This window comes from Pseudomonas sp. NPDC079367, from assembly GCF_044542195.1.
Taxonomy (GTDB): Bacteria; Pseudomonadota; Gammaproteobacteria; order Pseudomonadales; family Pseudomonadaceae; genus Aquipseudomonas.
Window position 1 is genome coordinate 440,077 of sequence record NZ_JBITTW010000001.1, and the last position, 13,825, is coordinate 453,901.

The following is a 13,825-nucleotide window of genomic DNA, read 5'->3' on the forward strand; positions in this document are numbered from 1 at the left end:
GATGCATATTCTGTTCACGCTCAAGGATTACCAGACTGGCGGCGGCGTCGAGTGCGTGCAGCAACGCCTTGCCGAGCAGTTTCTGGCGGACGGTCGACGGGTGAGTTTTTACGTCATGAACGGCGACTCGCCCGACGTCGACGGCGCGCCGAGCGTGGCAGGTGGCGGCAGCGGACTCGCTGGCTGGTTGAAGTCGATCGTGCTGCTGCGCCGATTGATTCGCCGCGAAGGCGTGACGCACCTGATCGGCGCCAAGGAACAAGCCAATCTGTGCACCTGGTTCGCCACCCTGGGCAGTGACTGCAAAGTCATTTACAGTCGCCACGCTGCGCTGGATTGCGCCGAGCAAAACACCGGGCGTGCCAGCTTGCGCCTGTTGTACGCGCTGTATTTGTGCGGCAGCGGCAAGGTGGTCGCGGTGTCCCACGGTTTGCGCCAGTCGCTGGCCGGGTTGATGCCGTGGGGCCAGCCGCGCATCCGTTATTGCCCGAACGCGGTGATCACCGAGCAATTGCTGCACGCGGCACAAGCGCCGCTGCCCGGTGGCGTGCCCCATCATTACTGGCTGGGAATTGGCCGACTGGTGCACACCAAGGGCTTTGATTTGCTGCTCGAAGCCTATGCCGTGGCGGCGCAACAACGCACGTTGCCCTATCTGGTGATTGCCGGCGACGGGCCGTTGCGCGCTGAGCTTGAAGCACAGGCGCAACGGCTGGGCATCGAACGTCTGGTGCATTTCACCGGGCATCTGCGCAATCCATACCCGCTGATTCGCCATGCGCAGCTGTTGGTGCTCAGCTCACTTCACGAAGGCTTGCCGACGGTGCTGGTCGAGGCGCTGGCGCTGGGCACGGCGGTGATCTCCACCGATTGCGGCAGCGGGCCGCGCGAGTTGCTCGACGGCGGACGCCTCGGGCGCCTGGTCAGCGTCGATGATGTTCCGGCCCTGGCCGAGGCGCTGCTCGACAGTCTGGCCGGCCGCGAGCCCGCGACAGCGGCCCGACGCTCGGTCAGCGAAGCGATCCAGCCGTATACCAGCCAATACGCCGCGCAGGCTTATTACCAGGTGTGGAACCGATGAAAAAGCTGCTGATCATCCTCCAGGATCTCGGCGCCGGCGGCGCGGAGAAAATGATGGTGCGCCTCGCTGGTGCCTTGGTCGAGGCCGGCAATGAAGTGACGCTGCTGATGCTCACCGGTGCCGGCATCAATCAACCGGCGCTCGATCCTCGGGTCAGGCAAGTATTGCTCGATAGCCCACGCAGTGCCGCCGCCGTGCCCGCTTTGATGCGCTTTTTGCGCAGCAACCGCTACGACGCGCAACTGGCGGTGCTCACTCATGTCAACGTCGTGGCGATTGCCGCCGCCGCGCTGTCCGGGACGCTGGCGCGGCTGCATGTCAGCGAGCGCAATGCCTTCTCGCGGGACAAGCACGTCAACCCGGCGCTCTCGGTCAAGCTCGCCTATTGGCTGGCGCCGTGGCTGTATCGGCTGATTCCCAACCCGGTGATCTGCGTGTCACAGGGCGTCGCCGAAGACCTGGTCGACACCACTATCGCCCGCCCGCGCGATGTGACCACCGCCGACAACCCGGTACTCGACAACGATTTTCGCGACAAACCTGCCGCCGCCCCCAGCCATCCCTGGCTGCGGGATAAAACCACTCCGGTGATCGTTGCCGTGGGTCGGCTGGCCCAGCAGAAAGGCTTCGACACGTTGATCGACGCCTTCGCCCGCCTGGCGCAACGCGATGCACGTCTGATCATCTTCGGTGAAGGCGCCTTGCGCGGCGAACTGCTTGCCCAGGCGACAGCGCTCGGCGTCGCAGAGCGTTGCGATCTGCCGGGGTACGCCAGTGACCCCATCGCCGAAATCGCTCGGGCCGACTGCTTTGTTTTGTCGTCACGCTTCGAGGGCAGCCCCAACGCCCTGGTCGAAGCCCTGTCGACCGGCACGCCGGTAGTGGCGACACGCTGCCCGTATGGCCCGCAGGAAATCCTCGCCGATGGCGCCGTCGCGCCCTTGGTCGAGGTTGACGACCCGGCGGCGCTGGCCGCTGCGATCAGCGAACAAATGGCCAGGCCGCGAGCGCTGCACCGACAACGGCGCATCGACGCCGCCGCACGCTTTGTCAGCGCTCGCGCGGTGCAGACCTACCTCAAGGCGTTACTCGGGAGGCGCTGAGATGAACCGTCTGCAAGTGCGTTATTCGACGCTCGCCGACGCCTTCACCTTGTTCGGTGTGCTGTTCTATACCCAAGTGATCGGCTTCTTTCTGCGCCTGGGCAATGTGAGCACGCTGGACGATGCGCAGCAGGATCTCGAGGGCAATCTGGCCAATCAGGTCTGTGGCTTGCTGACGCTGCTGGTGCCGCTGTTTTTCTTCATTCGCCACAAGGTGTTCCTCAGCAAGAGCTTCTACCGGCAGAACCTGTTTTTGCTGTTGTTTCTGGGCTGCGTGGCGGCGTCGATCAGTTGGTCGAGCGAGCCGATGCTGAGCTTCAAGCGTTTCGTTGCGCTGCTCAGCGTGGTGTTCTTTGCCGGTTTCATTGCCTGGCGCTACAGCCTGGAACGCATCGCTTTTCTGTTCGGCTGCGTGATCGGTGCGGCGGCGTTGGTCGGGTTGATCTTTGCCCTGATCCGCCCGGACATCGCCTTTATTTCCGGCGGCATTCGCGACGGCGCCTTTCGCGGGGTGTTCGCGGAAAAGAATGCTGGCGCGCGCCTGAACGCCATCGCGATTCTGTTGCTGCTGCCGATGATCCGCCAGCGCAACCCGCTGGCCATGCTGTATGGGCTGTTCGCGCTGATTGCCATTGGCCTCGCGCAGTCAGCCACGGCGATTGCCCTGATCGTCGCCGGCACTGCCAGCTACGCGTACTTCATTGCGCTGATCCGCTTGCGCATCAACCGCTCACTGCTCGCGTTCATGGCGGCGACGCTGGTGTTCTTCCTCCTGTGTGGGGTGCTCTACGCCAACTACGCGATGTTGCTGGAGCTGGTTGGCCGCGACCCGTCGCTGACCGACCGCACGCTGATCTGGGAGCTGTTGCAGCCCCTGATCGATGCGCAATTTCTCAAGGGCTATGGCTTCGGCGCGTTCTGGGCCAGTGCCGATGCTGACGCGTTCATCACGCGCTGGGGCTACATCGGCAACGCGCACAGCGGCTACGTTGAGACCCTGCTCAACGGTGGCTTGATTCAGTTGATCGCCTTGCTGCTGATGTTTGCCCAGACACTGGCAAAGCGTTATCGGGCCATCACGGCGGATCAATCGGCGCGCTATCAGGCGTGTGCTCTGGTGATCATCGGCCTGTTCGTCGTTACCAATTACGTTGCCTATGTAATTCCCAACTACCGCTCGGGCGAGTTCCTGATTTTCTGCGTGCTCAGCCTGACCTTCCGCCATCACCTCGTCACCCGTACCCAGCCGCTGCCAGCCGCCAGCGCGCGGCCGATGCGCGGCACTTTCCGGGAGCAACGTCCATGCTGAATGATCCCTCGGCCGTCACCGTGTGCGTGGTGATTCCGCTGTACAACGCCGCCGCCAGCATCCAGCGCACACTGGATTCGGTGTGCGCACAAACCCGCCAGCCGGACAAAGTCATCATCGTCGATGACGGCTCCAGCGATGCCGGGCCAGAGATCGTCAGGCAATACGCCGCGCCCTTCCCCATCGTCCTGTTGCAACAGCCCAATCAAGGCCCGGCCAGTGCGCGCAATCGCGGTGTGTTCAGTGCCAAGGAAACCTTTATCGCCTTCCTCGATGCCGATGACCGCTGGCATCCGGAAAAACTGCACAGGCAATTGGCGCTGCACGCTGAACTGACGCAGCAGGGACGCAAGGTCGGTTTGATCGATTGCTTTCAAATGAGTGAATTCAGCGACGGCAAACGGCAACTGGAGGATCGCTGCAAACACGGTGATCACTTTGCCGACTTCATGCGCGAAAACATCATCAACGGCACCTCCGGCGTGCTCGCGCTGCGCGAGATCATCGTTGCCATTGGCGGCTTCGATCAGAGCCTGCGCTTCGCCGAGGATCGCCTGTTGTGGACGCGCATCGGGGAAATCAGCGAGATCCACAGCGTGCCGCAGATCCTGCACTGGCGCGCCGTCAACGCCGCCAATATCACCGCGCAACCGCACAAGTACTACCCGCACAAACTGCGCTTCATCCAGCTGTACCTGGCGCGTTACGGCACCCGGTTGAACAAGCAGCAGCGGATCTATTTCGTCCTCGCCAACCACGCGGAGTTTCTCAATGCCTTTTCCCGGCGCGGCGATCATCGCCGGGTCATCGAGGTGTTCCGGCAGATGCTCGGGCATTCGTGGCAGACGCTGTTTTTCTTTCAGGGCAAACCGACCCTGCGCTACCTCTACGCCTGCTTCAAAAGCCTGGGCAACAGCCGCTGACTCTCGGGGATCGCACCATGGCCAACCGTCGCCTGACGACACTCGCCTGGATTTTCACCGAGAAATTCGGCCTGATCTTTCTGTCGATGATCACCTTTGTCGTCTACGCACATTTGCTGACGCCAACGGAGCTGGGCATCGGCACGCTGATCATCGCTGTGGTCGAAGTGGTCGGCATTCTGTTCTCGTCGATGCTGGAAGACCCGCTGGTGCGTCTGCAGCGGGTGGAAGACAAACACATCAGCAGCGTGTTCTGGTTTGCCGTGCTGGTCAGTCTGTTGTCGATTGCGTTGATTTCGCTGGCGGTCGTGCTTTACACGCCGTCGCCCGCGCTACGCTGGATGACCGTTGTGGCCTCGGTGAAAATCCTCTTCACCCTGATGGCGCGGGTGTATGTGGCGCAGATGCGCCGCAGCGGCAATTTCAAGCTGCTGGCCTCGCGCACCTTGCTCGGCAAAGTTGCTGGCGGAGTGGGCGGTGTGGCCGTGGCACTGATGGGTTTCGGCCCGTGGGCGGTGGTCGCTCAGGCGCTGATCATGGACGGCATTTCCACGCTGGTACTGATGCGCAGCGAGCGTCGGCGCATTCCCTTGTTGATCGACCGCCAAGTGCTGGGCGAACTGCTGCGCGCCGGCCTGCCGGTCTGTGTCAACGTCATGAGCTCGCAAACCCTGCAACGCGGCGTCAACCTGCTTCTCGGCCTCACTGCCGGGGCGCAGGCGGTGGGCATGTTCAACCTGGCCATGCGCATCATCGACCTGCCGCGCTCGGCGATCTACAACGGTTTGATGAGTTACGCGCTGCCAGTGTTTGCCCGGCGCAGTGCCGAACCGGCGCGACTGATCGGTGTGATTGGTGATTCAACGGCGATCAGCGGCTTCGTGCTGACACCGCTTTTTTTCGGCATCGCCCTGACCGCCGAAGACATTATTCTGCTGATCTTCGGCGCCAAATGGGCCGATGCGATTCCGTTGCTGCAAGTGCTCGCGTGCACGGCAGCGCTGGGCAATCTGGCGCTGTACGCCACCACCGCGCTGGTGGCGGTCAACCGCACACACCTGACGCTCAAGGCCGAAGTCGCCACTACCCTGCTCGCGCTGGCGCTGGTCTACCTGCTCGGCGCGACCTATGGCGGCATGGCGGCGGCGCTGGCTTTGCTGCTGCGCATGCTGCTGATCACGCCGGTGCAGGTGCGCGGCCTGCACGCCGCCATCGGTTATGACTGGCGCAGCTTTTTCCATTCCGGTTACCGCAGCCTGTTCGCCTCACTGGTGATGGCCGTCATGGTGATGTGGCTGTCGCGGCAAACCGGCCTGTCCGGCTACGCGCACCTGGCCGGCGACATCGCTATCGGCACGCTGACCTACGCCTTGGCCTACAGCCTGCTGCACCCGCGCTGGCCGCAAGAATTCAAGCTGGTGTTCACCGCCCGCTAAGCCGGATTTTCCCGCAATGGAGCACGTCGTCATGCGCAAAACCACGTTGATCACGGGCGGTGCCGGCTACATCGGTTCGCACACGGCATTGCAACTGATCGAGTCCGGACACTCGGTTCTGATCCTCGACAATCTGTGCAACAGCAGCCGCGAGTCGATCGCACGGCTTGAGCTGTTGAGTCATTCGCACGTCGATTTCATCGAGGGCGATATTCGCGATGCCGCGCTGCTGGAAGAGATTTTCAGCACTTACGCGATTGACGCGGTGCTGCATTTCGCCGGGCTCAAAGCTGTGGCACAGAGCGTGCGCCGGCCGATGGATTACTACGCCAACAATGTCGTCGGCACACTGAACCTGTGTCAGGCGATGGCCCGCGCCCACGTGTTCAATCTGGTGTTCAGCTCATCGGCGACTGTCTACGGCGAGCCGGCCGCGATGCCCATCGTCGAGGAGCACGGCACCGGCATACCGGCAAATCCGTACGGGCGCTCGAAGCTGATGATCGAGCAATTGCTCGGCGACCTCGCCCTCGCTGATTCACGCTGGAACATCGCTGTGCTGCGCTATTTCAATCCCATTGGCGCGCATGAGAGCGGGCTGATCGGCGAAGCGCCCAATGGTCGACCGAACAATCTGCTGCCGTGCCTGAGCGAGGTTGCCAGCGGCCAGCGCGCTGCGTTAACCGTGTATGGCAATGACTATCCGACCGTCGACGGTACCTGTATTCGCGATTACATCCATGTGCTGGATCTGGCCGAAGGTCATCTCAAGGCGCTGCAGGTTTTGCAGGGCGATGAGCATGGCCTGCACGTGTGGAATCTCGGCACCGGCAGCGGCTACAGCGTGTTGCAGATCATCAGCGCCTTCGAAGACGTCACCGGTCTGCGCATTCCCTACCGTTTCGCCCCGCGCCGTGCCGGTGATGTCGCCGAGTGCCGCGCCGATGCGAGCAAGGCCGGGCGCGAGCTGGGCTGGCGGGCACAGCGTGAGTTGACACAAATGCTCATCGACAGCTGGCGCTGGCAAACCAACAACCCGTGGGGCTACCGCCCGCAACCGGCGCCGTTGCTGGCGGTGGGCACGTAATAACGGCGCAAACCAAGTTAGGGACGACTCATGAACAGATCACGATGCTTGCTGTTTGTTTTGCTGCTGCTGAGCGCCGGCGTCAGCGCCAATATTCCACAGCCTGTGGCTGACGGACTGGTGCTGTGGCTGGACGGCAATGACCCGGCCGCAATGACCCTCGAAGGGCAAAATCAGGTCGTACGCTGGCTGGATAAATCCGGCAAAGGCAATGACGTCGTCGTCGACAACCGTGCGGCAACGACGTTGCCGACGCGCGTCGACAACGCCCTCAACGGCCACGGCGTGGTGCGTTTCAGCGGCACGGCGGCGTTCATGGGCCAGGCCATTCGCACAAGCAAAGGCCCGGTGACAGTGTTTGTGGTCTCGCGGCGCTTGCCCGAGCAGGCCGGTGGCAAGGCATGGCAGCGCCTGTTCAGCTCGCGACCGCAACTGGCGGATAACGATAACGTCGCGCCGAATTTCGGCATCAGCGTGCAGCAGACCACGGCCTACGAACCGGCCCTGGCGGTGTTGGAAACCAGTGACGTGCCGATCGGCCCGTTCGCCGTGGCGCGCAACGTCGTCGGCACCTCGGAGATCCTGCGTGGCGACATTGCCGAAGTACTGGTTTACGACCGCCCATTCAGCAACCAGGACGAACGCCGCAACGTGTTCGAGTATCTGGCGCAAAAGTGGGCGGTCGCCCTACCGCAACAGGCCGATGCCTGGACTCGCGTTGGCCCGTTGGGCCCGACCCCGACGCACGTTACGCCCGACCTGCCGTTATCGGACCAGGCCAATGCCGGCGGTTGGAAACGCGATACGCGGCTGTCCGACGAATTCAACGGCAGCGCGCTCGATGCCGAACGCTGGCACGTCAACAACGCCACCGGCACCGACTCCCTCGGGCGCAAACCGGCGCTGTTTTTGCCGGAGAACGCCAAGGTCGGCAACGGCAATCTGAACATCACTTTCCGCAAACAGACCCTCCCGGAAAAATATGTCGCCCTGGGCTACAAGGACTACAGCTCGGCGATGGTGCGCACCCATGAACGGGGCATGTACGGCTATTACGAAGCACGCGCGAAACCGATGAACTCTGCCGGTTCCAGCGCGTTCTGGCTGGCGTGGACGGGGCTGCCGGACAACGCCACGGAAATCGATATCTTCGAAATCGGCGGCAAAACCCTTAACGAAGCGTTTGATCGCCGCTACAACATGAATGCGCATGTCTGGGCCAGACCACAGAACGATCAACATCTCAGTTCCGGCAGTACCTGGATTGCGCCGTGGCGGCTGGCCAACACCTTTCATGTTTACGGTTTCGACTGGCAACCCGAGACCTTGCGCTGGTATGTCGACGGCGTACTCGTTAGGGAAGCGAAGAACAGCTACTGGCATTTTCCGATGCAGATCGTCTTCGACAGTGAAGCGATGTGGGACTGGTTCGGCGTGGTCGACGACGCGGACCTGCCGTCGGTCTTTCGCATCGATTACGTCAGGGTCTGGACCCGCTCAACGCAATAGGGCTGCACTCAGCGGTTATGCACCATCGCCTGCATCTGCCACAGCGTGCGAAACCGTCCCTGGCTCTCGCGCAGTTCTTCGGGAGTGCCGTCCTGCACGATCTCGCCGTCCTCCAACACCAGCACGCGGTCGAAGTTGGCGATGGTCGAGAGGCGGTGGGCGACGGCGAGCACCGTGCGGCCGCGCATCAAGTTGCTCAGTGCGCGCTGGATGATCGCTTCCGAATCGGAATCCAGTGCCGAGGTGGCCTCATCAAGAATCAGGATCGGTGCGTCCTTCAAAAACGCCCGCGCCAGCCCCAGGCGCTGGCGTTGCCCGCCGGACAACGTTACGCCGCGCTCCCCTACCGGGGTGTGATAACCCTGCGGTAGCGCCTGAATGAATTCATCGCAAAACGCCTGGCGGGCAGCCTCGATGATCTGCTGCTCGGTAGCGTGCGGTTGGCCGTAGCCGATGTTTTCCAGAATGCTGCGGTTGAACAGCGCCGGCTCTTGCGGCACCACGGCGATCTGCCGGCGCAGGCTGTCCTGGCTGACCGAGCGGATGTCACGGTCGTCGATCAGAATCACCCCGCTGCGCACGTCATCCAGACGTTGCAGCAAGCCGAGCAAGGTCGATTTGCCCGCGCCCGAGGTACCGGCAATCCCGATACTTTGCCCAGCCGGGATATCCAGAAAAAAATGCTCGAAGACGTTGCGCCCGTCCGGGTAGGCGTAACTGACGTCGAGCATTTTTATGTGCCCGCGCGTTGGTGCCAATTCTTCTGCGGTGTCGCTGAGCTCGTGGGGCTGGGCGACGATGCCCAGCGTTTCGCTGATGACGCCCATTTGCTGGCTGGTTTCGACCAGCGCCAGCGCCAGTTCGCGCGAACCATGCAGGATGCGGAACGTCAGCGCGCTGACCATCACCACATCCCCTGCGGTCACTTGCCCCGTGCGCCAGAGCACAATCGCCCAGCCGAGCATGCCGCCGGCCATGAGGGTCAGGCAGATGTCGTGCAGCACCCGGGCCTTTTCCATGTAGATCCAGCTAAGGCGGTGCGATTGCGCCTCGATGCCGATCTCGCGCTCCAGGCGCAGCCGCTCGCGTTCACGCCCGGAGAAAGCCTTGATCGTCCACACGTTGGAGACCAGGTCGACAATTTCGCCACCGACCCGGGCTGACTGCGAAGCGAACGCGATGTGCCGGCTGCGGCCGCGCACGCCAAAAAGGGTAATCAGCGCGGCGACCACGATGACGCAGCCGATCAAGGCCAGTGCCATTGCCGGATGGACCGTGACCATCACCACTACAGCGCCAATAAAATCCACGCACGGCGGCACGATGCGCCACGTCAGCCCGCCGTAGACCTTGTCGGCAGCGGCGCCGATCGCCGAGACGCGGTTGGCCAGCGAGCCGGAGAAATGCCGCCGGAAATAACGCATAGGGTGGCCAGTCAGATGATGAAACAGGTCGACACGCAGATCGGCACAACTGCCGACGATGGTGTAACAGCCCACCCAGCCGCCCAGACGCCAGAGCACGTTCTCCAGAATGATCAGTGCCATGAACAGGCCGAACGCGCGCCAGACCTGATCCGCTGCTGATTCGCCAGCCATGGCATCGACCAGCAGTTTCATGCCGTACTGCACCACCACCGCGCAACACGCCGCGCCAATCACCAGCGCCACCATTGCCATGAAATGCGCCGGGCGCACTCTGACGTAGCGCCACAAAAACGCGCTGGATGCGGCCGGCAACGGTTCGTCACGCAAATGCTGGAAGTTCATGTTGGTCGCCCCTCCAATCGCCCGTCATTGAGCCTGCGCAACCGTGCGTTGATCCGCTCCGGAACTCGCGCAAGCTCGACATGCAACGGATGAAACGCCGCGCGCGCGCCCTCGCCATCCGCGTAGCCAAACACGCCGGTCGGGCAATAACGGCCGTCGTCCCAACCGGGATAATCGAGAAACGGATACCAGCAGATGCCTTGCACCGGCACACCGCGCTCCAGCGCACTCCCCACCTGATCGACAACGTAGCTCAGCCACGGCAGGCGTTCGTCATCCTCGGCGCCGGTCTCGGCAAGCAGCACCGGCCGCTGGTACCGCAGGTGCAATTCCTTGAGCATCCCGGCCAGCGGACGATAGTCCGCTTCGCCGCGAACAATGCGCCGCCCCTGGAAATACCATTGGTTATGCGGGTAGAAGTTCGCACCGATGATATCCAGGTAGCGTTCCTGCCCGCCCAGCCCCGGCCATTGGCGACCGGTGAGCAAATCCCACGCCTGGAACTGCGACAGCCGATACGCTTCGGCCGCTTCGACTTCATCGCTGCGCCGGGATCCGGCGATCACATGGATCAGCGGGTCGCACTGGACGAAGCGTGCATTCGGCGCCTGCCCGCGAATCGCTTCGATCGCAGCAATGCTGGCTCGCACCAGTTGATGCTTGAGTTCCTGCGCACGCCCGCGCGCGTTCGGGTTGAAGTAAGCGACATCACCCCCCGCCCAACTCCAGAACGAAATCTCGTTGATCGGCGAGTAGAACGGCACGCTCACGCCCTCGTCAGTCATCAGCTTCGCAACGGCTCCAGCGAAACGGGCGAAGCGTTCGACGAACGACGGGCGCCAGATGTCCAGATCATCCGGATAACCGTAGTGGCACAAGTCCCAGACCACTTGCACCTGCCGCGCTTGCGCGGCTTTGAGCATGGGCACAAAGCTACTCCAGTCATACCGCCCGGGGCTGCGTTCGATCAAGTGCCAGCGCAAGCCGTCTCGGGCGCAACGAATGTTCAAGGCGCCCAGGCGCTGGTAATCCTCTTCCACCCAACGCGCATGCCCGGTGTCTGCCAACAGGTCGAGACGCCGACCGTCCTGGCGGCGCTGACTGGAACACTCAAAACCGGCCATCACGAAGCTGCTGAACATTGAAGGTGCGCCTGCGCCGGGCTCGGGTTCGTCGCGTTTGGGCTGCACGCTCATGAGATATCGATCTCGGTTGCGGCAGTGACTGGTGCGTTCGCCGCTTGAATATCCCGATACAAGGCCAGCGCCTGCCCCACCACCTGATCCATGTTGTAGTACTTGTAGGTGCCCAGTCGTCCGAGAAACGTCACGTTCGGTGTCTGCTCAGCGAGCGCTCGGTAGCGTTTGTACAGCTCAGCGTTTTCCGCGCGGGGCACTGGATAATACGGATCGCCGTCATCACAGGGATATTCGTAGGTGATGCTGGTGCACGGGTGTGTCTGGCCGGTCAGATGTTTGTATTCGGTGATGCGCGTGTACGGCACGTCGGGGTGCGGATAATTGACCACTGCCACGGGTTGATAATGTTCCTGCTCGAGGGTCCGATGCTCGAAGCGCAGCGACCGGTACGGCAAGCGGCCCAACTGGAAATCGAAGTACTCGTCGATCGGGCCGCAGTAGATCAAATGCGCGTACTTCACCCCTTCACGCACCGCCGTGAAATCGGTGCCCAGCAGCAAATCGATGTTCGGATGATCAAGCATGCGTTCGAACATTTTCGTGTAGCCATCGGTGGGCATGATCTGAAAGGTGTCGCCGAAATAGCGGTCGTCTTCGCTGGTTCGCGTGGGGATGCGCGAGGTCACCGATTTGTCCAGCGCCGACGGATCCAGGCCCCACTGCTTGCGCGTATAGCCACGGAAGAACTTCTCATAAAGTTCGCGACCGATCTGGTTCACTACAACGTCCTCGGACGTGCGAATGGTCGCCACCGGTTCGGCGCGTTCGGCGCGTTCGGCGAGAAATACCTCGGCTTCCTCAGAGGACATCGACAGACCGTAAAGCGAATTCAGCGTCGTCAGATTGATCGGGATCGGCACCAGCTTGCCGTCCACCTGCGCCAGGACGCGGTGCTCATAGGGCCGCCACTTGGTAAAGCGCGACAGGTAATCGACGATCCGCTGCGCGTTGGTATGGAAGATATGCGGGCCGTATCGGTGCACCAGCACCCCGGCCTCATCGTAATGGTCGTAGGCATTGCCAGCGATGTGTGGACGCCGATCAATCAGCAACACACGGCGACCCAACCCTTCAGCCAGACGCTCGGCGATAACGCTGCCGGCAAACCCGGCACCGACGATCAGGTAGTCGTAGGACTGGGCGGACTTTGCGCTCTCCAGGCTTATCGTAGGCATTCGATCTGCTCCTGCATGAAGCGACTGGTGTTGTCCCACGACATACCGGCGATGGCGGCATCGGCGCGCTGCACAAATTCAACCGTACTTTTGAGCGGCAAGGCTTTTTCGATGGCTTCGACGAAAGCCTCGACGGTGTCGGCAATAAACACTGCGCCACTCTCGCCGTAGCCGCTGATGACATCGTGAATCGGCGTCGACACCACCGGGCAGCCGCCGGCGAGATATTCCGGGGTCTTGGTGGGGCTGATGTATCGCGTGGATGCGTTGAGAGCGAACGGCATCAGCGCCACGTCCCAGCCAGCGATGTAGTCCGGCAGCTCGGCATATTGCTTGCCGCCCAGATAATGAATGTTCGGCCGTTGCGGCAGCGTCTGCGGATCTATTTTCACCACTGGCCCGATCAGTACGATTTGCCAGTCGGGACGCATCGTCGCCACTCGCTCGATCAACTGGAGATCAAAGCGTTCATCAATCACGCCAAAGAAACCCAGACGTGGCCGCGCTACGGATGCCTGGTCTGGCGGCTCCGGCAATGCCTGCCGCGCCGCCGCGAAATGCGCAATGTCTACGCTGCTGGGCACCGGATAAGCATTGCCGTGCTGGCGCTGCTTGACCTCCCACAAACTGACGCCGCCGGTAAACACCACGTCGGCTCGGGCCAGCAGTTGCTTTTCCATATCAATCAATCGCGCCGGTGCGCCCATGAAAGCCGAGAGTTCATCCATGCAGTCATAAATCGTGACGCGAGGGTCGAGGTGCTCGGTAAACAGCAGACTCATCGGCGTGAAATACCAAAGCAGCAGATCACCCTGCACACGGCCCGCGAGGTGTTCGTCGAGCAGTTTTTTTTGCGCCTGCTCAATCGCTTCGCCGCTCATGCCGCCAGGCAAATGCGGTACAGCGACTTCTATCCCGGTTGCCGGATTCGAGAGTTCAAGCCGGGGCGTCGTGTCTTGGGAAAATACCGGTTCTTCGAAAAACACTACGTCGTAGTTTTTTGCCAGTCGCGACATGACGTGCTGCGGCCGCTGATAGACAAACCCCCAACGCAAGTGCGAAAGGCACACCAGCGTCGGCCGCACCTGTAGCGATGCTTCAACAGCTTTTTGCACACTCGCCAGTGCGAGGACCTCGGGTTGTTCTGCAAGGTTCATAGCCAGTTCCTCATCAAGAAAAACAAGACGACACAGTGCCGAGCCACCGGACCGTCACACTTGTCGACACAGCAAGT

The 13,825-nt window shown here is 62.0% G+C and carries 11 protein-coding genes; 7 read left to right on the plus strand and 4 right to left on the minus strand.

The window, feature by feature from the left end; all coding sequences use genetic code 11:
* Position 1 precedes the first annotated feature (1 nt).
* From ACIGDJ_RS01830 to ACIGDJ_RS01860, 7 genes are read left to right on the plus strand one after another with little or no spacing between them, the layout of a single operon-like run.
* Positions 2-1,081 carry a glycosyltransferase gene (locus tag ACIGDJ_RS01830; RefSeq protein WP_397478200.1) on the plus strand — a complete coding sequence of 360 codons (1,080 nt, stop codon included), beginning with the start codon at positions 2-4 and terminating at the stop codon, positions 1,079-1,081.
* The gene (locus tag ACIGDJ_RS01835) at positions 1,078-2,184 is read left to right on the plus strand and encodes a glycosyltransferase (protein ID WP_397478201.1); all 1,107 of its coding nucleotides are present in this window, start codon (positions 1,078-1,080) and stop codon (positions 2,182-2,184) included. Before ACIGDJ_RS01830 ends, ACIGDJ_RS01835 begins: the two co-directional genes overlap by 4 nt.
* 1 nt (position 2,185) lies before the next feature.
* On the plus strand, positions 2,186-3,493 hold the full coding sequence (locus ACIGDJ_RS01840) for an O-antigen ligase family protein (RefSeq protein WP_397478202.1): 1,308 nt from the start codon (positions 2,186-2,188) through the stop codon (positions 3,491-3,493).
* Positions 3,487-4,416, plus strand: a complete 930-nt coding sequence (locus ACIGDJ_RS01845; RefSeq protein ID WP_101159458.1) for a glycosyltransferase family 2 protein — start codon at positions 3,487-3,489, stop codon at positions 4,414-4,416. Before ACIGDJ_RS01840 ends, ACIGDJ_RS01845 begins: the two co-directional genes overlap by 7 nt.
* A gap of 17 nt (positions 4,417-4,433) precedes the next feature.
* A complete protein-coding gene (locus tag ACIGDJ_RS01850; RefSeq protein WP_397478203.1) occupies positions 4,434-5,852 on the plus strand; it encodes an oligosaccharide flippase family protein in 1,419 nt (472 codons plus the stop codon).
* Positions 5,853-5,883: 31 nt separating this feature from the next.
* On the plus strand, positions 5,884-6,939 hold the full coding sequence (galE, locus tag ACIGDJ_RS01855) for a UDP-glucose 4-epimerase GalE (RefSeq protein ID WP_312999122.1): 1,056 nt from the start codon (positions 5,884-5,886) through the stop codon (positions 6,937-6,939).
* A 30-nt stretch (positions 6,940-6,969) separates the two neighbouring features.
* Entirely contained in the window at positions 6,970-8,448 is a 1,479-nt protein-coding gene (locus ACIGDJ_RS01860) for a family 16 glycosylhydrolase (RefSeq protein WP_101159455.1), read from the plus strand.
* An 8-nt stretch (positions 8,449-8,456) separates the two neighbouring features.
* Here ACIGDJ_RS01860 and ACIGDJ_RS01865 read toward each other — a convergent pair whose 3' ends face one another.
* From ACIGDJ_RS01865 to ACIGDJ_RS01880, 4 genes are read right to left on the minus strand one after another with little or no spacing between them, the layout of a single operon-like run.
* Positions 8,457-10,217: an ABC transporter ATP-binding protein gene (locus ACIGDJ_RS01865; RefSeq protein WP_397478204.1), complete on the minus strand. Its 1,761-nt coding sequence runs from the start codon at positions 10,215-10,217 to the stop codon at positions 8,457-8,459.
* Positions 10,214-11,359 carry a beta-glucosidase gene (locus ACIGDJ_RS01870; RefSeq protein WP_397478205.1) on the minus strand — a complete coding sequence of 382 codons (1,146 nt, stop codon included), beginning with the start codon at positions 11,357-11,359 and terminating at the stop codon, positions 10,214-10,216. The genes ACIGDJ_RS01865 and ACIGDJ_RS01870 overlap by 4 nt, the downstream gene beginning before the upstream one ends.
* Before the next feature lie 50 nt (positions 11,360-11,409).
* On the minus strand, positions 11,410-12,591 hold the full coding sequence (glf, locus tag ACIGDJ_RS01875) for a UDP-galactopyranose mutase (protein ID WP_397478206.1): 1,182 nt from the start codon (positions 12,589-12,591) through the stop codon (positions 11,410-11,412).
* Positions 12,579-13,748 (minus strand): glycosyltransferase family 1 protein, encoded by a 1,170-nt coding sequence (locus ACIGDJ_RS01880; RefSeq protein WP_397478207.1) that lies wholly within the window; start codon positions 13,746-13,748, stop codon positions 12,579-12,581. The genes glf and ACIGDJ_RS01880 overlap by 13 nt, the downstream gene beginning before the upstream one ends.
* Between the last annotated feature and the right edge of the window lie 77 nt (positions 13,749-13,825).

What these genes read in the sequence shown, in the direction of transcription:
- ACIGDJ_RS01860 (WP_101159455.1), top strand. Translation starts at nt 6,970, where the DNA reads ATGAACAGATCACGATGCTTGCTGTTTGTTTTGCTGCTGCTGAGCGCC.
- ACIGDJ_RS01880 (WP_397478207.1), bottom strand. Translation starts at nt 13,748, where the DNA reads ATGAACCTTGCAGAACAACCCGAGGTCCTCGCACTGGCGAGTGTGCAA.
- ACIGDJ_RS01850 (WP_397478203.1), top strand. Translation starts at nt 4,434, where the DNA reads ATGGCCAACCGTCGCCTGACGACACTCGCCTGGATTTTCACCGAGAAA.
- ACIGDJ_RS01865 (WP_397478204.1), bottom strand. Translation starts at nt 10,217, where the DNA reads ATGAACTTCCAGCATTTGCGTGACGAACCGTTGCCGGCCGCATCCAGC.
- ACIGDJ_RS01835 (WP_397478201.1), top strand. Translation starts at nt 1,078, where the DNA reads ATGAAAAAGCTGCTGATCATCCTCCAGGATCTCGGCGCCGGCGGCGCG.
- glf (WP_397478206.1), bottom strand. Translation starts at nt 12,591, where the DNA reads ATGCCTACGATAAGCCTGGAGAGCGCAAAGTCCGCCCAGTCCTACGAC.
- ACIGDJ_RS01830 (WP_397478200.1), top strand. Translation starts at nt 2, where the DNA reads ATGCATATTCTGTTCACGCTCAAGGATTACCAGACTGGCGGCGGCGTC.
- ACIGDJ_RS01870 (WP_397478205.1), bottom strand. Translation starts at nt 11,359, where the DNA reads ATGTTCAGCAGCTTCGTGATGGCCGGTTTTGAGTGTTCCAGTCAGCGC.
- ACIGDJ_RS01840 (WP_397478202.1), top strand. Translation starts at nt 2,186, where the DNA reads ATGAACCGTCTGCAAGTGCGTTATTCGACGCTCGCCGACGCCTTCACC.
- ACIGDJ_RS01845 (WP_101159458.1), top strand. Translation starts at nt 3,487, where the DNA reads ATGCTGAATGATCCCTCGGCCGTCACCGTGTGCGTGGTGATTCCGCTG.
- galE (WP_312999122.1), top strand. Translation starts at nt 5,884, where the DNA reads ATGCGCAAAACCACGTTGATCACGGGCGGTGCCGGCTACATCGGTTCG.